Annotated in this window: 20 protein-coding genes and 1 riboswitch; of the genes, 4 read left to right on the top strand and 16 right to left on the bottom strand. The window is 72.6% G+C overall.

Annotation, left to right across the window (positions count from 1 at the left end; all coding sequences use genetic code 11):
* Positions 1 to 33: 33 nt before the first annotated feature.
* From cobM to OG417_RS14235, 8 genes are all read right to left on the bottom strand, one after another.
* Positions 34 to 831: a precorrin-4 C(11)-methyltransferase gene (gene cobM / locus OG417_RS14270; protein ID WP_329255469.1), complete on the bottom strand. Its 798-nt coding sequence runs from the start codon at positions 829 to 831 to the stop codon at positions 34 to 36.
* Positions 828 to 1,562, bottom strand: coding sequence for a precorrin-2 C(20)-methyltransferase (cobI, locus tag OG417_RS14265; protein ID WP_329255466.1), 735 nt, complete (start codon positions 1,560 to 1,562; stop codon positions 828 to 830). The genes cobM and cobI overlap by 4 nt, the downstream gene beginning before the upstream one ends.
* A complete protein-coding gene (locus tag OG417_RS14260; RefSeq protein ID WP_329255463.1) occupies positions 1,559 to 2,101 on the bottom strand; it encodes a GNAT family N-acetyltransferase in 543 nt (180 codons plus the stop codon). The genes cobI and OG417_RS14260 overlap by 4 nt, the downstream gene beginning before the upstream one ends.
* A complete protein-coding gene (locus OG417_RS14255) occupies positions 2,098 to 2,634 on the bottom strand; it encodes a GNAT family N-acetyltransferase (protein WP_329255462.1) in 537 nt (178 codons plus the stop codon). Before OG417_RS14255 ends, OG417_RS14260 begins: the two co-directional genes overlap by 4 nt.
* Positions 2,635 to 2,766: 132 nt before the next feature.
* Positions 2,767 to 3,306: a GNAT family N-acetyltransferase gene (locus OG417_RS14250; protein WP_329255457.1), complete on the bottom strand. Its 540-nt coding sequence runs from the start codon at positions 3,304 to 3,306 to the stop codon at positions 2,767 to 2,769.
* Positions 3,303 to 4,622: a cobyrinate a,c-diamide synthase gene (locus OG417_RS14245; protein WP_329262279.1), complete on the bottom strand. Its 1,320-nt coding sequence runs from the start codon at positions 4,620 to 4,622 to the stop codon at positions 3,303 to 3,305. The genes OG417_RS14250 and OG417_RS14245 overlap by 4 nt, the downstream gene beginning before the upstream one ends.
* A complete protein-coding gene (gene cobO / locus OG417_RS14240; protein ID WP_329255454.1) occupies positions 4,619 to 5,221 on the bottom strand; it encodes a cob(I)yrinic acid a,c-diamide adenosyltransferase in 603 nt (200 codons plus the stop codon). Before cobO ends, OG417_RS14245 begins: the two co-directional genes overlap by 4 nt.
* Positions 5,221 to 7,305: a magnesium chelatase subunit D family protein gene (locus OG417_RS14235; RefSeq protein WP_329255452.1), complete on the bottom strand. Its 2,085-nt coding sequence runs from the start codon at positions 7,303 to 7,305 to the stop codon at positions 5,221 to 5,223. Before OG417_RS14235 ends, cobO begins: the two co-directional genes overlap by 1 nt.
* Positions 7,306 to 7,362: 57 nt before the next feature.
* A riboswitch (cobalamin riboswitch) is annotated at positions 7,363 to 7,484 on the bottom strand.
* Positions 7,485 to 7,593: 109 nt separating this feature from the next.
* On the opposite strand from OG417_RS14235, the gene OG417_RS14230 reads away from it, so the two are divergent.
* On the top strand, positions 7,594 to 8,619 hold the full coding sequence (locus OG417_RS14230) for an LLM class F420-dependent oxidoreductase (RefSeq protein ID WP_329255449.1): 1,026 nt from the start codon (positions 7,594 to 7,596) through the stop codon (positions 8,617 to 8,619).
* 35 nt (positions 8,620 to 8,654) lie between these two features.
* On the opposite strand, the gene OG417_RS14225 is transcribed toward OG417_RS14230, so the two are convergent.
* Entirely contained in the window at positions 8,655 to 9,212 is a 558-nt protein-coding gene (locus OG417_RS14225) for a GNAT family N-acetyltransferase (protein WP_329255447.1), read from the bottom strand.
* Between the two features lie 28 nt (positions 9,213 to 9,240).
* Positions 9,241 to 9,516: a DUF6504 family protein gene (locus OG417_RS14220; protein ID WP_329255444.1), complete on the bottom strand. Its 276-nt coding sequence runs from the start codon at positions 9,514 to 9,516 to the stop codon at positions 9,241 to 9,243.
* A gap of 504 nt (positions 9,517 to 10,020) precedes the next feature.
* Between OG417_RS14220 and OG417_RS14215 the strand changes: the two genes are divergently transcribed.
* From OG417_RS14215 to OG417_RS14210, 3 genes are all read left to right on the top strand, one after another.
* Positions 10,021 to 10,905, top strand: a complete 885-nt coding sequence (locus OG417_RS14215; RefSeq protein WP_329255441.1) for a helix-turn-helix domain-containing protein — start codon at positions 10,021 to 10,023, stop codon at positions 10,903 to 10,905.
* 29 nt (positions 10,906 to 10,934) lie between these two features.
* Positions 10,935 to 11,045: a DUF397 domain-containing protein gene (locus OG417_RS54300; protein ID WP_442875684.1), complete on the top strand. Its 111-nt coding sequence runs from the start codon at positions 10,935 to 10,937 to the stop codon at positions 11,043 to 11,045.
* Positions 11,046 to 11,205: 160 nt separating this feature from the next.
* The gene (locus OG417_RS14210; protein WP_329255439.1) at positions 11,206 to 12,240 is read left to right on the top strand and encodes an alpha/beta hydrolase; all 1,035 of its coding nucleotides are present in this window, start codon (positions 11,206 to 11,208) and stop codon (positions 12,238 to 12,240) included.
* Here OG417_RS14210 and manA read toward each other — a convergent pair.
* From manA to OG417_RS14180, 6 genes are read right to left on the bottom strand one after another with little or no spacing between them, the layout of a single operon-like run.
* On the bottom strand, positions 12,230 to 13,342 hold the full coding sequence (gene manA, locus OG417_RS14205; protein ID WP_329255437.1) for a mannose-6-phosphate isomerase, class I: 1,113 nt from the start codon (positions 13,340 to 13,342) through the stop codon (positions 12,230 to 12,232). The two genes, OG417_RS14210 and manA, sit on opposite strands and share 11 nt — an antisense overlap.
* A gap of 1 nt (position 13,343) precedes the next feature.
* Positions 13,344 to 14,315 (bottom strand): ROK family protein, encoded by a 972-nt coding sequence (locus tag OG417_RS14200; protein WP_329262276.1) that lies wholly within the window; start codon positions 14,313 to 14,315, stop codon positions 13,344 to 13,346.
* A 5-nt stretch (positions 14,316 to 14,320) separates the two neighbouring features.
* Positions 14,321 to 16,222, bottom strand: a complete 1,902-nt coding sequence (locus OG417_RS14195; RefSeq protein WP_329255434.1) for a cellulase family glycosylhydrolase — start codon at positions 16,220 to 16,222, stop codon at positions 14,321 to 14,323.
* A gap of 25 nt (positions 16,223 to 16,247) precedes the next feature.
* Entirely contained in the window at positions 16,248 to 17,090 is an 843-nt protein-coding gene (locus tag OG417_RS14190; protein ID WP_329255432.1) for a carbohydrate ABC transporter permease, read from the bottom strand.
* On the bottom strand, positions 17,083 to 18,054 hold the full coding sequence (locus tag OG417_RS14185; protein WP_329255430.1) for a carbohydrate ABC transporter permease: 972 nt from the start codon (positions 18,052 to 18,054) through the stop codon (positions 17,083 to 17,085). Before OG417_RS14185 ends, OG417_RS14190 begins: the two co-directional genes overlap by 8 nt.
* On the bottom strand, positions 18,051 to 19,361 hold the full coding sequence (locus OG417_RS14180; RefSeq protein WP_329255428.1) for an ABC transporter substrate-binding protein: 1,311 nt from the start codon (positions 19,359 to 19,361) through the stop codon (positions 18,051 to 18,053). Before OG417_RS14180 ends, OG417_RS14185 begins: the two co-directional genes overlap by 4 nt.
* Positions 19,362 to 19,378: the final 17 nt, after the last annotated feature.

The raw sequence follows: 19,378 nt of genomic DNA, 5'->3' as shown, positions 1-19,378 counted from the left end.
GCTCGGCGCGGCTCGGCGGCGAACGTCGCCCGCTCAGCCACCGCGGAGCACCTTCCGCGCCGCGGGGTCGGCGCGCCGGTGGCCGTGGAAGTGGCCCGGGTGGTACAGGTGCGAGCGGGTGCCGCCCGCCTCCAGCGCCGGGCCGACGAGCACGAGCGTGTGCTTCCACAGCCGGTGCGCGCGCGTCGTCTCGGCGAGCTCGTCCAGGCGGCAGCGCACGATCAGCTCGTCGGGCCAGGTGCACTGGTAGGCGACCACGCACGGGGTGTCCGGCGGGTAGCCGCCCTCCAGCAGCTCCTCCTGGAGCTGCCGCGACCGGGCCGCCGACAGGAACAGCGCCATCGTCGTACCGTGCCGGGCGAACTCCCGCACCTCCTCGCCCGGCGGCATCGGCGTCTTGCCGCCGCCGAGGCGGGTCAGCACGACCGACTGGGCCACCTCGGGGATGGTCAGCTCGCGGCCGACCGCCGCGGCCACCGCGGAGAAGCTGGACACGCCGGGGACGATCTCGGTGGCCAGGCCGAGGTCCGCGCAGCGGTCGAGCTGCTCCTGCAGCGCACCCCACAGCGCCGGGTCGCCGGAGTGGATCCGCGCGACGGTGAGTCCCTCGGCGGCGGCGCGCTCGTAGTAGGGCAGCACCCCCTCCATCGGCAGGGCCGCCGAGTCGACGATCTCGGCGTCCGCGCGTGCGTGCGTCAGGACGTCCTCGTGCACCAGGCTCGCCGCCCAGATCACCACGTCGGCCTCGGCGATCGCGCGTGCGGCGCGGAAGGTCAGCAGGTCCGCGGCGCCCGGCCCGGCCCCGACGAACACCACCCGGCCACTGGTCATGACTCTCCCGCCTTCAGTTTCCCGCCCAGGGACGTACGGCGTCCGGGCACGATCAGGGTGGACAGGTACGGCACCGGGCCGGTGATCTCGCGCGCCGGTCGGACGTCCTCGTCGGGCAGGCCGATCCGCGCGCCGTACACCGCGCCGCCGAGCCGTCCGGCGTCGGCGACCGCGGCCAGCACCTGGTCCGCGACCCGGCCGAACTTGTACGCCACGACCGTGTCGCCGGTCGCCAGCGCCGCCCGCAGCCCTTCGGCGCCGCCGGTGAGCGGCACGAGGGTGAGCGACTCGGTGCCCTCGGCGAGGACCGTGCCCGACCGCGCGGCGAGGTCCTGCATCGCCGTGATGCCCGGCACGGTCTCCACCTCGACGCCCGGCGCGCGCTCGCGTACGGACTGGGCGAGGTAGGTGAAGGTGGAGTAGACGTTCGGGTCGCCGATGGTGGCGAACGCGACCGTACGGGCGCCCTGCTCGAAGGCCTCGACGACGCGGCGCGCGGCGGCGTCCCACGCGTTCGCGCGGCGCTCGGTCACCCCGCCCCGGTCGTTCAGCGCGAAGACGACGCGTTCGGCCTTGTCGGCGTGTGCGCGTACGACGGCCTCGGCGCGGCCCTGTTCGTCGGGCGCCATCACCGGGACGAGCACGAGGTCCGCCTCGCGCAGCACGCGCACGCCGCGGACCGTGACGAGCTCGGGGTCGCCGGGCCCGACCCCGACGCCGACGAGCCTCACAGCTCCCCCTCCAGCAGCCGGAACCGCACCATGTCGGCCATCTTTCCGCCGGGCAGGGGGCGGGCCTCGCGGAGCACGCCCTCCCGCGTGAAGCCGGCCCGCTCGGCGACGCGCTGTGACGCGACGTTGCCGACCGCGGCGAGCAGCTCGATGCGTGTCAGCCCCAGCCCGAAGGCGTGACGTGCCACCGCGCGCACGGCCTCGGTGGCGTAACCCCGCCCGCGCGCGGCCGGGCCCAGCCAGTAGCCGGTCTCGGCCACACCGGTGTCCCAGTCGGCGCGCCCGATGCCGACCGCGCCCTCCAGCCGGCCGGTCTCCGGCGGGACGATCGCCAGGTTGAGCGCCCGCGACAGGTCACCGGAGGCCTCCTCGGTGCACCAGCGCACGGCCTTCTCTCTGGTGAAGTCCTCCGACCAGGGCATCCAGCGGCGGACTTCGTCGTCCACGGCGGTCAGGTAGGCGTCGACGTCTCCCGCGTCGATCGGCCGCAGGGTGAGGCGGCCGGCGCGGAGCGTCACGGGCGCGAAGGCGGTCGTCAAAGCTCCCCCTTCAGCAGGCTGAACAGCACCATGTCGGCCCGTCCGGCCGGTGTGGGACGCGCCTTGCGGAGCACGCCCTCCCGGGTGAAGCCGGCCCGCTCGGCGACGCGCTGCGACGCGAGGTTGCCGGTGGCGGCGAGCAGCTCCAGCCGGTGCAGGCCGAGGTCGAAGGCGTAGCGGGCCACCTCGCGCACCGCCTCGGTGACGTAGCCGTGCCGCCGGTCGGCGGGCCCGATCCAGTAGCCGGTCTCGGCCACGCCCGTCTCCCAGTCGGCCCGGTTGATTCCGATGACGCCGCCCGCCCGGCCGGTGCGGTCCGGCACGATCACGAAGGAGGTCTCCCGCCGCGGATCGCGGAACGCCTCCTTGGTGCACCACTGGCGTGCTCTCTCGAGCGTGTAGCCGTGCGCCCACGGCATCCACCGCCGCACGACCTGGTCGACGGCGGCGAAGCAGTCGGGCGCGTCGTGTTCCTCGGGCGGCCGGAGGACCAGGCGCTCGGTACGCAACGTGACGGGTCCGAAAGCGGTCATGAGCCCTCCTTCGTCGGGGAGCGTGACCACAGGGACGCGTCGTCGATTCCCTCGCTTCGCTCGGTCATGAGCCCTCCTTCGTCGGGGAGCGTGACCACAGGGACGCGTCGTTGATTCCCTCGCTTCGCTCGGTCATGGGATGTCGCTCGCGAGCAGGCTGAACAGCACGGCGTCGGAGCGCTGCCCGGATCCGATGAGCATCGCCTCGCGCAGGACGGCCTCGCGGGTGAAGCCGGCCTTCTCCGCGACGCCCTGGGAGGCGACGTTGCCGACCGCGGCGAGCAGCTCCATGCGGTGCATGCCCTTCTCGAAGGCGTACGCGGCCACGCCGCACGTCGCCTCGACCGCGTACCCCCTGCGACGCGCCCAGGGCGCCATCCAGTAGCCGACCTCGGCGCGGCCGTCGGCCCAGTCGGTACGGCCGAGGCCGATCGAGCCGGCGAACCGCTCGTCGGCGACGATGGCGAAGTTCATCGCCCGCGCCGGGTCGGTGTGGGCGTGCGTCGTGCACCAGTCGACGGCGGTCTGCATCGTCTGCGTCGCCGCCCATGGCATCCAGCGCCGGATCTCCGCGTCCTCGCTGGCGGCGAGGACGTCCTTCGCGTCGTCCTCTTCGAACGGCCGCAGCAGCAGTCGTTCGGTCTCCAGCAGAACACCCTCGTCGAAAGTCATGCGGCGGCCCCCACGAAACGCGTTGCCATCTGTGGCATCCCAGCCCAGTGGAGATGAAGGTATGAGGCAAGGCAATTCGCCGAGGTGAAGCCATCCGGGCCCTCGGCGGACCACTGCCAGGCGGGCGATGTGTCCGGTCCCCGCGAGCAGACGGTGCGGTGGAACTCGTGCCCGCGCACCCGCTCACCGGCCCGCGCCACCGGCGAGTCGCGCACCGCGACCGCCTCCCGGTAGCCGAGCGTGAGCCGCCGGGTCATCCGCGCCTCCGCGTCCAGCACACCGCACATCGGCAGGTCGTCGAGCCGCCGGGCGAGGTAGAGCAGGCCGGCGCACTCGGCGTAGATCGGGCCGCGGAACGCCGCGACCGCTCGGCGCAACGGCTCGTTGGCCGACAGCTCCGCGGCGTACGTCTCGGGGAATCCGCCGCCGATCACCACTCCGCCGGTCTCCGGCGGCAGGGCGGTGTCGCGCAGCGGGTCGAAGCGTACGACCTCGGCGCCCGCGGCGGCGAGCAGCTCCTCGTTCTCGGCGTAGCCGAACGTGAACGCCGGGCCGCCCGCCACGGCGATCCGCGCGCGCCCGGCCGGCGCGGCGACGGCCGGGTCCCAGGGCTCGGCGGCCGGCGGCCCGGCGGTGTTCGCGAGCGCGACCAGGCCGCGCAGGTCGCAGCCCTCGGCGACGAGCGCGCCCAGGCGCTCGACGGTGGCGAGGGCCTCGGGACGGCGTTCGGCGGCCGGGATCAGGCCGAGGTGACGTGACGGCGTGGCCGCGTCGTCGTGACGGCGCAGCACGCCCAGGACGGGCAGGCCGGTCTCCTCCACCGCCGCGCGGCAGATCTCCTCGTGCCGGTCCGAGCCGACCCGGTTGAGGATCACGCCGCCGATCCGCACGCCGGAGTCGTAGGTCACGAAGCCGTGCACGAGGGCCGCGACCGACCGGCCGGCGGAGGCGGCGTCCACGACCAGCACCACCGGGGCGCCGAGCAGCTTGGCGACGTGGGCGGTCGAGGCGAACTCCCCCGCGCCCGCCGCGCCGTCGTACAGGCCCATCACGCCCTCGACGACGGCGATGTCCGCGTCGCGCGCGCCGTGCAGGAACAGCGGCTCGACGAGGTCCTCGGCGGTCAGCCACGGGTCGAGGTTGCGGCCCGGCCGCCCGGCGGCGAGCGCGTGGTACCCCGGGTCGATGTAGTCCGGGCCCACCTTGTGCGGCGAGACGTCGAGGCCCTGCGCGGCCAGCGCGGCGATCAGCCCGGTGGCGACGGTCGTCTTGCCGCTCCCGGACGCGGGGGCGGCGACCACGAGCCGCGGGATCACCACTCGATGCCCTTCTGGCCCTTCTGCCCGGCGTCCATGGGGTGCTTGACCTTGCCCATCTCGGTGACCAGGTCGGCGATCTCCAGGAGCCGGGGGTCGGCGTCGCGGCCGGTGACGATGACGTGCTGGTGGCCGGGGCGCGCCGCCAGCGTGGCGACCACGTCGTCCACGTCCACCCAGCCCCACTTCATCGGGTAGGTGAACTCATCCAGGACGTAGAGCTTGTAGGTCTCGGCGGCGAGGTCGCGCTTGATCTGCTCCCAGCCCTCGCGGGCGTCCGCGGCGTGGTCGTCCTCCGTGCCGGGCCGCTGGATCCACGACCAGCCCTCGCCCATCTTGTGCCAGGCGACCGTCCCGCCCTCGCCGGACGCGCCGAGCACGCGCAGCGCGCGCTCCTCGCCGATGCGCCACTTGGCGGACTTGACGAACTGGAACACCCCGATCGGCCAGCCCTGGTTCCAGCCGCGCAGCGCCAGCCCGAAGGCGGCGGTCGACTTGCCCTTGCCCTGGCCGGTGTGGACGATCACGAGCGGGCGGTTCCGCCGCTGCCTCGTGGTCAGCCCGTCGTCCGGCACGCTCTCGGGCCTGCCGCGCGGCATCAGGCGACCCTCCGGTCGCGTACGACGCCGGCCAGGCCGTCGGCGGGCAGGTCCTCCAGGCGGACGAGCTCGGCGCCGAGGCGTTCGGCGAGCCGGGCCGCGAGGCCGAGGCGCACCGGGCCGCTCTCGCAGTCGACCACGACCGAGGCGGCCTCCCGCAGCAGGGTGGCGGCGCGCAGTGCGTCGTCGACCGAGCCGTGCGTCGCACGGCCGTCGGTGACGATGACGACGAGCGGGCGCCGTGCCGGGTCGCGCAGGTGCTCGGCGCGCAGCACGCCGGCGGCCCGCAGCAGCCCGGCGGCGAGCGGCGTACGGCCTCCCGTCGGCAGGTCCTCCAGGCGGCGCGCGCCGGCCTCGACCGAGGAGGTCGGCGGCAGGGCCGTCTCGGCGTCGCGCCCCCGGAAGGTGACCAGGCCGACCTTGTCGCGCCGCTGGTAGGCGTCGAGGAGCAGGCTGAGCACGGCGCCCTTGACCGCGCGCATGCGCCGCCGGGCCGCCATCGAGCCGCTGGCGTCGACGACGAACAGCACGAGGTTGCCCTCACGGCCCTCGCGGACCGGTTCGCGGATGTCGTCGGCGCGGATCACCAGGCCCGGTCCGCTGCGCCCGCGCGACCGCTGATGGGGCGCGGCGGCGAAGAGGGTGCCGGCGAGGTGCACGGTGCGAAAGCCCGGCCGGGCGCCGGTCGTACGGCCGTACGGGGTGCGCGAGCGGGAGCGGCGGCCGGGCGCGCCCTCGCCGATGCCCGGCACGACGAACAGCCGCGGCCGGTAGGCGGCGTCGGCCGGGGAGGTCTTCGGCCGGTCGGCGCGGGACGCCGCGTTGCCCGACAGCGCCTGGCCGATGTCGACCAGGGCCCCCTCGGCCGGCAGGTCCACCGCGTCGGGCAGGGGCGTACCGGAACCCGGGCCGTCGGGATCGGTGTCCGGGTCGGGTTCCGGTTCGGGCTCGGGCTCGGGGTCCTCGGTGGTGATCTCCGAGCCGTCCTCCTCGGCCGGCGGCCGGGGCTCGGGGACGGGCGGCGAGGGAGGCTTCGGCCGGGTGGAGCCGGGCCGGGGGTCCTCCTCGGTGTCGTAGTCGCCGGTGCGGTCCAGCACGTCGTCGAGCCGGTCCTCGTCCAGGCCGGGCGCGTCGAAGGGGTCACGGCGCCGCCGGTGCGGCAGCGCGAGGCGGGCGGCGAGGCGTACGTCGGCGGGCGTGACGGCGCCGCGGTCGTGCCAGGCGGCCAGCGCGATCGCGGCGCGGGCCATCACCAGGTCGGCCCGGAGCCCGTCGACCTCGAACTCCGCGCAGACCGCGGTGATCTGCCGCAGCGCGCCGTCGGACAGCACGACCTCGGGGAGACGGTCGCGGGCGGCCTGGATGTGCCAGGCCAGCTCGGCGTCGGCGCGCGCCCAGTCGGCCGTGAACCCGGCCGGGTCGGCCTCGTAGGCGAGGCGCCGGCGTACGACCTCGGCGCGCTCGTCGGGGTCACGCGTGGCGGCGACCTCGGCGGTCAGCCCGAACCGGTCGAGCAGCTGCGGACGCAGCTCGCCCTCCTCGGGGTTCATGGTGCCGACGAGCAGGAACCGGGAGGCGTGCCGCACCGAGACGCCCTCGCGCTCGACGTAGGACTGCCCCATCGCCGCGGCGTCGAGCAGCAGGTCCACCAGGTGGTCGTGGAGGAGGTTCACCTCGTCGACGTAGAGCACGCCCCGGTGCGCGGCGGCGAGCAGGCCGGGCTGGTAGGCGCGCACGCCCTCGGTGAGCGCCCGCTCGATGTCGAGCGAGCCGACGAGGCGGTCCTCCGACGCGCCGACCGGGAGCTCGACGAGCCGGGCGGGGCGCTCGTGCCGTTCCGCGTCGTCGTGCGGGCCGTCGGGGCACTCGGGGTCGGGCGCGTCCGGGTCGCAGGAGAACCGGCAGCCCGCCACGGCGGAGATGGCCGGCAGCAGCCCGGCGAGCGCACGGACGATGGTCGACTTCGCGGTGCCCTTCTCGCCGCGTACGAGGACGCCGCCGACCGACGGCGACACCGCGTTGATCAGCAGGGCGAGCTTGAGGTCCTCGAGCCCCGCCACGGCGGAGAACGGGTAGGTGTTCACCCGGTGTTCGTCCTTCCTCGGGTTGCGCGCCCGTAGGTGGCCTGCAGGTGGCGGCCGGAGTCTCCTGGCTCCCGGATCGTCACCCGCCCTCGGCCTTCCGGCTTACGCCGTGGCCGTCGGTGAGGGCGAACTCCCCGGTCACAGTTGCGCGACAGCCCCGGAGTCTCACCGGGTTCCTCCGCGTACCGCCGACGCACAGCATCGCACACAGCCGATCCGTCCTCGACAGGTGTATGCCGGTCTGTTCCTGTTTGAATGGAACACGTTCTACTTCTTCCGGAGGTGCGCATGAGGCTCGGCATCAACCTCGGCTACTGGCAGCGGGACCCCGTTGACGACACCGAAACCGTGCTCGCCGCCGAGCGCCTGGGCTATGACCAGGTCTTCACCGCGGAGGCGTACGGATCGGACGCCTTCACCACGCTGACCTGGTACGGCGCGCGCACCTCGCGGATCGGCCTGGGCACGGCGGTGACGCAGATGTCGGCACGCACCCCGGCCGCAACCGCCATGCACGCGCTGACCCTCGACGCGCTGTCCGGCGGACGGCTCACGCTCGGGCTCGGCGCGTCCGGGCCGCAGGTGGTGGAGGGCTGGTACGGCGTGCCGTTCGCCCGTCCGCTCGCGCGCACCCGTGAGTACGTCCAGATCCTGCGCGACGTGTGGCGACGCGCCGAACCGGTGACCAGTCCCGGCCCGCACTACCCGCTGCCGCTGCGGTCGTACGGGGCGGGCGACGGGGTGACGGGCCTGGGCAAACCGCTGAAGTCGATCGCGCACCCGGTGCGCCCGGACATCCCGGTCTACCTCGGCGCGGAGGGCCCGAAGAACGTCGCGCTGTCGGCCGAGATCGCCCAGGGCTGGCTGCCGCTGTTCGTCGACCCCGAATGCATCGAACCGGTCTTCGGCGCGTCACTGCGCGACCGCCCGGACGGCTTCGACATCGCCGCGACCGTCACCACGATCGTCACCGACGACCTGACGGCCGCGCTGGAGGTGGCCAAGATCCCGCTGGCCTTCTACATCGGCGGCATGGGCGCCCGCGACCGCAACTTCCACCTGGACCTGATCGGCCGGCTGGGGTACGCCGAGGAGGCCGCGCGGGTGCAGGACCTGTTCCTCGCGGGTCGCCGGGACGAGGCGGTCAAGGCCGTACCGGACGCCCTGGCCGACGCCATCTCCTTGCTCGGCCCGCTGGACCGCATCCGCGAACGGCTGGAGCTGTGGCTGGACTCCCCCGTGACCACCCTGCTGATCGCCGGCGTGAAGGACGAACCGACCCTCAAGGCGATCCGCGCCATGGTGCCCGCGTAAGCGCCGGCGCCCCATCCAGAACCTGCGGGCCGTTCTCACGGCTTGTCAGCACCCCGACCTTCGTCACCCACCGTTGTGGGACGTAGCGTCGAGTAGAGGACCTGGTCGTGCCAGTGTCCGGCGCGCCACTGGGCCTGGCGGAGGACGCCCTCCCGTTCGAAGCCCGCCTTCTCCAGTGCCCGCTGTTCGGCGAGGTTGCCGCTGTCGGTGAAGGCCTGGATCCGCTGGGCGCGCGTGTGGTCGAACAGGTAGGCCACCAGGAGGCGTTGCGCCTCCGTGCCGATCCCCCGGCCCTGGCAGCTCGGCCGCAGCCCGATCGCGACGGTCCAGCACCACGACGTCTCCGGACGGCCCCACGAACTCTTGAACCACTCGACCCGGCCCGCCACGTCGCCGTCCTCTGCACAGACCGTGAGAGTGCCGCCGTCCGGCGTGAGCAGTCCCGTCTCGGCGAACCGGCGCCGCAGGTCGACGGGGCTGCGGTACCCGAACCACTGGTGAACGCCGGTCCCCTCGGGGCCTGAGAACTCGGCCTCGAAGAGATCGAGGTCCGCCTGCGTGACGGGCCGCAGGACCACCCGCGTATTGATCACGCGTGAACACTACGAGACGCCGGCGGGTTCAGTCCCAGGCGCGCGACAGCATCCAGGTGTCGCTCGCCTCGTCGTAGCGGAGTTCGTACACGCCGATCTCGTGGTCCGGGGTGGCCTCCACCTGCCAGAACTCCCGGGCGGCCGGTTCCTCGGCGTCCGGGTTCCGGTCGCGCCACCAGTCGCGGCTGGTCACCCAGTGGTCCAGGACGCGCAGCACGGTGTAGAGACGCCCGTGCCAGACGAACCGTGACGGCCGGCCGTCGGCCCGCCACACCTCGACCGGGTCGCCGTACGCCCGGCTCATCCGGACACCGTCCACACGTCTCGTCGCCGCCTTCCCGGTCGAACGCCGCCGAAGTGCCCGGGGGAAGACAGGCGTCATCGAACATACGTTCGCATCGACGTTTTGGGAAGAGGGCGACCGGCGCCGATCGGTGATCCGACCGCGACGCGCCGTGCGGATCCGGCGTCCCGCACCGTCAGATCACCGTTTCGGAGCTCCGCTACCCGACAAAAGGATGAGCGACATAGCATTGAACAGGTAAAGTGCGATGTCGTGGCAAGAGGTACTCGTACGACAACGGTGCGTAACGCTTATTTTCACGACAATCCGCTTAAATGAGGCATAGCGGTAGTGTCGGGCAAAAACTCCGTCCATCTCCCCTCGATCCCGCCTACGCTTCCTCAGCGGTCAACGGGCCCGGACAGATGATCCGTCGTCCGCCGCCACCGCCCGCAGCGGCTCCTCTTCCCGTCCACCACCCCTCGTTCAACCCCCCGTCCCGGACGGTCGCTCTGGAGGTGCTCGATGTCCGACGCGCAAAGCCCCACCGTCCGCCGTCGCCGACTGGGCATGGAACTCCGCAGGTTGCGTGAGGCCTCGGGCCTCATGATCGAAGATGTCGCCAAGCACCTCGAATGCTCGATGTCGCGGGTCAGCCGCATCGAGACCGGCAAGTCCGTCGCCCGGATCAGGGACGTGCGCGACATGCTCGACCTGTACAAGGTCGGCGACGCGGCCCAGCGCGAGCAGCTGCTCACCCTGGCCAAGGACGCCCAGCAGCGGGGCTGGTGGACCGAGTACGAATCGGTGCTGTCCGCGGGGCTGGACACCTACGTCGGGCTGGAGGCCTCGGCGGCCTCGCTCCGCACCTTCCAGACCCACCTCGTCCCCGGGCTCCTGCAGACCGAGGAGTACGCCCGCGCGCTGATCAAGGTCGGGCGGCCCACCGAGAGCCCCGACAACATCGACCGGATGATCTCCCTGCGCCAGCGGCGCCAGGCCATGCTCGCCGACGCCGGCACCCTGGAGCTGTGGGCCGTGCTCGACGAGGCGGTGCTGCGCCGGCCCATCGGCGGCGTCACGGTCATGCGCGCCCAGCTCGCGCGGTTGCTCGAGGCGGACGAGCTCCCCAGTGTCACGATCCAAGTGCTGCCGTTCGCCCGCGGCGCCCATCCCGGGCTCGGCGGCGCTTTCACCATCATCGGCTTCCCCGATCCGACGGATCTGGACGTCGTGTACGTCGATTCGCCCGCGGGGAACATTTTCCTGGAGAAGGACAGAGACGTCCGCCGCCACACCACCTGGTTCGACCATCTACGAGCCGCCGCGCTGCCGCCGGACGAGTCGACCGACTTCATCGCCGCGATCGCGGATGAGTTCAAGAAAACGTCCCCGTACCCACGGGGATGATCGGTTCACCATGAAAGGAGAGGTGGGGGATGGGTTGCGACCCCGATCTCGCGGACACCGGCTGGCGCACGAGCAGCCGCAGCTCGCAGGGGGCGGACTGCGTCGAAGTGAGCATCCTCGAAATCGTGAGCGAGCACTGACGTAACTGCTCCGAACGGCCGCGGGGGTCGGTCCCCCGCGGCCGTCCTGGGAGGTCGGTCGGGGTCGGTTGGTTGGGAAGAACAGGGAGGTCGGTCGGTGGGAGAGAACAGGCTCGGGCGCGGGATACGGTCGGACGCGTAACCGAACGAAGGAGCACGAATGCTGCCCTGGTCGGCCGAGTTCGCCGGACGCATCGACGAGCACATCCTCAGCAGTGACCTCCTGCGCGGCAACCCTCTCGGCGACCCGCACGAGCGCCCGCTGGAGGTGTACGTCCCGCCGGGGTACGACGAGGAGCCCGAGCGGCGTTACCCGTCCGTCTACGTGATCCAGGGCTACACCGGCCAGCTGCCCATGTGGCACAACCGCGCGCCGTGGCGGCCGACCTTTCCCGAGCTCGCCGACCAGGTGTTCGCCCGCGGAGAGGCCCCGCCGGTCATCGTCGTCTACGTCGACGCCTGGACCTCGGTCGGCGGCAGCCAGTTCCTCGACTCGCCCGGCACCGGGCGCTACCACTCCTACCTGTGCGACGAGGTCGTGCCCTACGTCGACGCCCGCTACCGCACGCTGGCGAGCCGCGACCACCGCGCGATCAGCGGGAAGTCCAGCGGCGGCTACGGCGCGATGATCACGCCGATGCTGCGGCCGGACGTGTTCGGCGCGCTGGCCACCCACGCGGGCGACGCGCTCTTCGACGTCTGCTACCGGCCGCACTTCCCCAAGGCGGCGCGGCAGCTGCGCGACTCCTACGACGGGTCGGTGGAGGCCTTCCTGGCCGACTTCCGCGGCCGGATCGCCGGCACCAAGGACACCGACCTCCCCCTGATCGAGCAGTACGGCTACTCCGCGGCCTACTCCGCCGACGAGGACGGCACCGTACGGCTGCCCTTCGACGACACCGGCAACGTGATCCCCGAGGTCTGGGAGCGCTGGCTGGCCTGGGACCCCGTGCTGATGGCCGCGCGCCCCGAGCACGCCGAGGCGCTGCGGTCGCTGCGCGGCATCTGGATCGACGCCGGCACCCGCGATGAGTACCACCTCGACTTCGGCGCGGTAGCGTTCCGGCGCGCGGTCGAGGCCGCCGGTGTCGCCGACGACGACGTCCACTTCGAGCTGTTCGACGCCGGGCACGGCGCCATCGAGTACCGCTACCCGCTCGCCCTCGCCTGGCTCGCCGAACGCCTCACACCCTAGGCAGGCTCGCGCGGAAGACCGTGCCGGACCCGGTCACCTCGACCGGGCCGCCGCGGTGCCCGGCGAACACCGCGTCGCCGCGCCGCAGCTCCAGCTCCTGCTCGTCGCGGCGGAGCCGTACGCCGCCCTCGGCGCACAGCAGCAGCTGCGGGCCGGCGGCCGGCAGCACGGGTCGCCGGGCGGCGTCGAGACGCGAGAGCCGGAACTCCGGCGCCGGGGTGACGTAGACGTCCTCGCCCTCGCGGTGCTCGGGCTCGATCACGTCCGGCGGGCCCGGCTCGAACGAGGCGACGGACAGCAGCTCGGGCACGTCGACGCGCTTGGGCGTGAGCCCGGCGCGCAGCACGTTGTCCGAGCCGGCCATCAGCTCCACCCCGGTGCCGCTGAGGTAGGCGTGCGGACGGCGCGGCGGGACGTACAGCGCCTGGCCCGGCCGAAGCCGTACCTCGCTCATCAGCATGGCGACGAGCACGCCCATGTCGCCGGGGTGACGCGCGGCGAGCGAGGCGTACGGCTCGGGAGCGACCGCGGCGGCCTCGGCCACCACGTCCTTCGGCGAGGGCCAGGTCAGCAGCGTCTCGACCGCGCCCCGCAGGTCACCGGCGGTGAGCAGGTCCACGACGGGCCGCAGCGCGGCGATCGGGGCCAGCAGCGCGGCGCTCTCGCGTGGGTCGCGCAGGCCGCACAGCGCGCGGAAGTCGGTCAGCGCGCACAGGATCTCCGGCTTGGGCCAGGAGTCCTTGTAGTTGCGGGACGGGTCGCCCTCCGGGGCGGTCTCGGCGGCGAAGCCCCGCTCGGCCTGCTCCCGGTCGGGGTGGACCTGCAGCGAGAGCGGCTCGGCCACCGCGAGCACCTTCAGCAGGAACGGCAGCCGGGGCCCGAACGCCGACACGGACGCGTCGCCGAGCGCCGCGCCGGGGTCGGCCGCGATGACGTCGCCCAGCGGCCGGCCCGACCGCAGTCGCGACGGCGCGGCCGGATGCGCGCCGATCCACAGCTCCGCCTGCGGCGCCTCGGTGGGGGCGGGACGGCCGAGGAACTCGGCGAGCACCTCGTGCGACCCCCAGGCGTACTCCTGGATCGGATTGTCGAGAAGTTCCATGTCAGGCCGTTTCGGGGTGGTGGACGAGGGCGGCGACGCCGAGCAGGCCGGCCTGCCCGTCGAGCGCGGATCGGACGATCTCCACGCGGCGTACGAAGGCGAGCCCGGCGTAGTCGGCCATGGCGGCCCTCAGCGGGGGTTCGAGCAGGTCCCAGGCTCGTGCGACGCCGCCGCCGATCACCACACGGTCGAGGTCGCACAGCGCGGCGGCGGAGGAGATGCCGGCGGCCAGCGCGCGCGCCGAGCGGTCGAACGCCGCCAGGGCCACGGAGTCGCCGTCACGGGCGGAGGCGGCGAGCGCCACGCCGGTGGTCTCCGCGCCGGACCAGCCGTTGGCGAGCGCCCAGCGGACCATCGCGGGCCCGGAGGTGATCGTCTCGACGCAGCCGCGGGCACCGCACGGGCACGGGTCACCGCCGAGGTCGACGACCGTGTGCCCGATGTGCCCGGCGTTGCCGGTGGCCCCGGCGTACACGCGGCCGTCGAGGATGAGACCGCCGCCGACGCCGGTCGAGACCACCATGCCGAGCATGGCGCGGACGCCGCGGCCCGCGCCGTGGTGGTACTCCCCCATCGCGCCCGCCACGGCGTCGTTCACCAGGGCGACCGGCCGGCCGCCCAGCAGGGCGGCGAGCCGGTCCCGCACCGGGAAGCCGCGCCAGCCCGGGATGTTCACCGGGCTGACCGTGCCGGCGATGGCGTCGAGCGGGCCGGCCGAACCGATGCCCGCGCCGGACACCTCCTCGCCGCCGACCGCCTCGGTGGCGACGGCCGCCAGGGCGGCGAACACCTCCTCGGCGTCGCCCTTGGGCGTCGGGCGGGTGGCGAGGGGGCCGAGGCGCCCGTCGGGGCGGACGAGCGCGGCGGCGAGCTTGGTGCCGCCGATGTCGATGGCGAGCACGCTCGCGGCCGGATCGTTGGTCTCTGCGGCGGTCGCGGAGGTCGCAGGGGTCGCGGACGCCGTCTCACGCACGTCGGTCAAGGTCGAAGCTCCAGCACGTGCACACCATACGGCTCCAGCGCCACCTCCTCACGCGCGGGCTCGGCCCCCGCGGAGGCGGCGGCGACCTCGGCGACGGCCTTCAGCTCCTCGCCGGCCTGGCTGACCAGCACGGCGAACCGAGTGCCGTCGGCGCGGACCAGCACGTCCGCCGACACGCGCGGGTCGGCGACGGTGACCGGGCGGCGCACCCCGGCGAGCGTGGCGAGCGCGTCGTAGAGGCGGTAGGTCGGCTCGGGGTTCACCCGCGGGGTGACCGCCGCCATGTGCTCCAGCGGGTACGTGCACAGCACCAGCCAGCCGTCGCCGTGCCGGCGGCGCAGCACGGCCGGCCGCCCATGGCCGTCCACCGCGACGACCTCCGCCGTGGTGGGCCGGACCGGCAGGTACGAGCGGCTGTGCTCGGTGCCGGCGGCGCGGAACGCCAGCGTCGTGCCCTCGGCGAGCGGGCCGAGGGCGGCCGTGAAGGTCAGCTCGACGACGTCGTCCTCGATCGGGTCGGCCAGGCCGTACCGGAGCCGGTGCTCGACCCCGAACATCGCGTTCATGTGGGAGTACCACGGGCCGCGCTGCCAGCCGTGCGAGCCCGCGCAGTAGGAGACGTACACGACGGCCCCGCCCTCGGCGAGCTCCTCCAGCCGGTGCCAGCCCGGCCCGGTGAGCTGCTTGGCCGACGGCACCAGGTACAGCCGCGCGTCCGGCGCGATGCCGTCGCTCTCGCGGGTGAGGCCCGCCGGCAGGTCGGCGGCCCGCGCGGTCACGTACGCCTGCCGCAGCGCGCCGAACACGTCGGTACGGTCGGCGGCCTGGGTGAAGGGGAAACCGGCGTCCAGCACCGCGGGCACGACGAGCGCGGTGTCGGTCGCGGCGCGCTCGCAGGCCGCCAGGTCGACCCGGGCGAGCGTCGCGCCGAACCGGCGCATCTCCTCCAGCGCCGGCTTCGGCGTGCCGTCGGCCCGCGTCAGCCCGAAGTGCAGCTCGAACGGATGGTGGCTGTACGGCGGCTGGTCCACCAGGTCGAAGTCGGTGTTGTTCCAGCCGAGCCAGCCGGTCGCGCCGCCGAGCAGGCTGTTGTACAGCACCTGCCGGTAGTAGTGCGCGGCGTTGTCGTCGGAGACGAAGTCGGAGGAACAGCCGAACTCCTCCAGCACGACCGGCCGGCCGTACGTCCCGGCCAGCTCGCAGATGAACGCGGCGCCGTAGTGCTGGCGGACCAGGTCGTCCTCCATGCGGTACACATGCGGGCCGACGAAGTCGGTGACGTCGGCCAGCTCGCGTACCGAGAAGCCGTTGTCCTCCCCCGTCACCTCGACGCCCCAGGCGCCGTCGCCGATCGAGACCGGCTCGGCCGCGCCGCCCGCGCGCACCGCCCGGACCATCAGCCGGGCCCACGCCGTCACCTGCTCGGTCGGCGCCTTACCGCCGTAGATGGGCATCTCGTTGGTGATCAGCCACCCGGCGATCGCCGGGTGCCCGCCGTAGCGCCGGGCCATCTCCTCGGCGAACCACGCCTGCCGGTCGACCATCCACACGTCCGCGTACAGGTCGCGGCCGGCCCGCCAGGCCGGGTCCCAGTTCTCCCCGGACATGTGGCCGACGATGAACGTCGGGATGGTGGCCATGGCGCGTTCGGCGTGCGCCTCCAGGAAGTCCGCGTAGTGCCCGGCGAGGGTCTCCTCGATCCGGTCGGGCTCGGGCATGAAGTCCGGCCAGTAGAAGAAGGAGCGCGTGGTGTTCAGCCCGTGCTCGCGCAGGACGTCCAGCTCCTCCCGTACGACGCGGGGATCGTAGGAGCGCCACATCAGCGGCCCGCCGGTGCGCGACCAGAAGTTGACGCCGAGCCACGCGGCGCCGGGCAGTTTGGCGAAGTTGCGGTGCAAAGAGGTGCCTTTCTGCAGGGGCCCGTCAGGACTTGACCGCGCCGGCGGTGAGGCCGTGGACGAGGAAGCGCTGGAGGGCGAGGAAGCCGACCACCACCGGCAGGCTGATGACCAGGGAGGCCGCCATCACCTCGTTCCAGTAGACCTGGCCCTGGTTGGAGTACTCACGAAGGCCCACCGCGAGGGTGCGGGTCGAGTGGTCGGTGAGGACGGAGGCGAACAGCACCTCGCCCCAGGCCGTCATGAACGCGTAGATGGCGACCGCGACGACGCCCGGGGCGGCCACCGGCAGGATGACGCGGAACAGCGTCCGCATCGGCCCGGCGCCGTCCACCCGCGCGGCCTCGTCCAGCTCGCGCGGGATCGTGTCGAAGTAGCCGGCGATCAGCCAGATCGAGAACGGCAGCGCGAAGGTGAGGTAGGTGATGGTCAGCCCGAGCCGGCTGCCGTACAGCGTGATGCCGGTGTACCGGTCGATGTTGACGAAGATCAGGAACAGCGGCAGCAGGAAGAGGATGCCCGGGAACATCTGCGTCGACAGCACGGCCGTCATGAACGTGCCGCGGCCGGGGAACCGGTACCGGCTGACCGCGTATCCGGTGAAGATCGCGATGATGACCGAGCAGACCGTCGCGCAGCCCGACACGACCAGGCTGTTGATGAAGTAACGGCCCAGCGGCACGGTGTGCCACATGTCGACGAACGGCCGGAGGGTCACGTGCGTCGGGATCCACCGGAAGGCGCCCTGCACGTCCCGCAGCGGCTTGACCGACGAGGTGACCATCACGTACAGCGGCAGGACGGTGAAGATCGTGAGGAGGGTCAGGACGACCCGGCGCGTCCAGCGCACCGCCGACGACTCACGCATGGCGGCTCCTCAACTTTCCGGCGCCCAGGTACCCGAGCGTGACGATCAGCAGGAACGCCAGCAGCAGCACGGACATCGCCGAGCCCAGGCCGAAGTTCCAGGTGAGGAATGAGGCGTTGTAGATGTGGATGGAGATCATGTCCGCGTCGGCCGGGGGCTGTTCGAACAGGATGTAGGCGGTGTTGAAGTCGTTGAACGTCCACAGGAACAGCACGAGCACCAGCACCCGGTTGACCGGCCGCAGCAGCGGCAGGGTCACCGACCTCAGCCGGCGCAGGAAGCCCGCGCCGTCGATCGCCGCCGCCTCGTACAGGTCACCGGGGATGCTCTGCAGTCCGGCCATCAGGGTGAGGAACGCGAACGGCCACAGCCGCCAGACGTTCACGAGGACGAGCGAGACGAAGCTGTTGCCGCCGAGCAGCCAGAACGGATGGCCGTGGACGAGGTGCAGCTTGTCCGACAGCACGTTGTTCACCATGCCGCTGTCGCGCTGCAACATGAACCGCCAGGTGATCACCGCGGTGAAGACCGGCAACGCGTACGGCACGAGGAACAGGGTGCGCAGCGCCGCGCGCCCGCGGAACGGCCGTTCGAGGAAGACCGCGGCGGCCAGCCCGAACAGCCACGACAGGGCGACGACGACGGCGGTGACCCCGACCGTGATGAGGAACGAGTGCAGCAGGTCCTTGGCGACCGGACCGTGCGTGTCCACCGCGACGCGGTAGTTGGCCAGGCCGCCGTACGGCGCCGCGGTCCAGTTGCGGATGAAGAACTGGGTCAGGTGCAGCAGGCTCATCCACACGCCGACGAGCATCGGGATGACGTGGATCGCCAGCTCGGCGATGAGGGCGGGCAGCACCAGGAGATAGGGCAGGAGGGCACGGCCGGGCCTGCGGAACCGCCTCCGGGGCGCCCCGGGGGCGCGCGGCGGCGCGTCCCCGGGTGCGGTGACGGTGGTGCTCATCCGCCGGACTGCATCTTCTTGTTCGCGGCGGCCAGACGGCTCCGGATGGTCTGGTCGTCGACCGGCTTGCCCGCGGCGGCGTCGGCGATCAGTTGTTTGACGGTGTTGCCGACCAGCGTCTCGAACTGGGCCTCCTGCGGGATCATCGGCAGGGTCTCCGAGGCGTTGGCGAGGATGTCCCGGAACGTCTTGATCAGCGGCGTCTGGAACTTCGGGTCGTTGTACGCCTCCTGTACCACCGGCAGCGGACCCAGCTGAGTGTCGAGGATCTTCTGCTCGTCGGGGCTGGTCAGGAAGTCGATCAGCTTGAGGGCGCCGTCCTTGTTCTTGGTGTTCTTGAACACGCCGATGTTGATGCCGGCGACGTGGCTGCTGACCTTGTGCCCGCCGGCCGGCAGCGGGTCGGGCGCCGGGATCGGCACGACGCCGAACTCCCCGGCCTTCATGCCGTTCTCCGCGAGGCCCTTGGGCGCGTAGCTCTGGATCATCATCATCGCGGCCTTGCCCTTGGCGAAGTCCTTGAGCATGTCGGCGTCGTTGAGGTACTCCGCGTTGCTCGGGTTGACGACCTTCTCCGTGGACATCAGGTCGACGTACTGCTTCACCCCGGCGACCATCTGCGGGGAGTCGAAGCCGGGCTGCCCGCCCTGGAACAGGTTCGCGCCGTTCTGCCTACCGAACATGAAGGCGAAGTGCGCGCCCTCGGTGTAGCTCGCGCCCTCCATGACGACGCCGTACTGCTTCTTGGCGGGATCGGTGAGCTTCTTCGCGTCGGCGACCAGCTCCTGCCAGCTCTTCGGCGGCTGCAGGCCCGCGTCGGCGAACAGCTTCTTGTTGTAGAACAGCCCGTACGCCAGCCCGTAGAGCGGCACGAACGCCGGAGGCTTGCCCGGCGCCCCGGCGGAGGTCAGCGTCGAGGGGATGAACTTCGCCTTTCCGCCGACCTTGGCGATGGTCGCGTCGTCGAAGGACTGGAACGCGCCGGTCGCCTGGAGCGAGGCCGACCAGGTGTTGCCGACGTTGACGACGTCCGGTCCCTGGCCGCTGGAGGTCGCCGCGAGGATCCGGTTGAGCAGGTCGGGCCAGCCGATCACCTCGAGCTTGACCTTGATACCGGTCTTGGTCTCGAACTTCTTCAACTCCGGCCCCAGCACCTGCTGGTCCTGCTGGATGCTGCGGCCCTGGTTGCTCGCCCAGTAGGTCAGCGTCTTGGGCGACGAGTCGTCGCCTCCGCCGCTCCCGCAGGCCGACAGCCCGGCGGCGAGCGTGACGCTCGCCGCGAGTGCCGCGATACCGCGTGCCTTCACCTGTGTCTCCCATCACC

This window comes from Actinoallomurus sp. NBC_01490, from assembly GCF_036227085.1.
Classification (GTDB): Bacteria; Actinomycetota; Actinomycetes; order Streptosporangiales; family Streptosporangiaceae; genus Actinoallomurus; species Actinoallomurus oryzae.
This window is presented reverse-complemented; position numbering and strand designations above follow the sequence as displayed.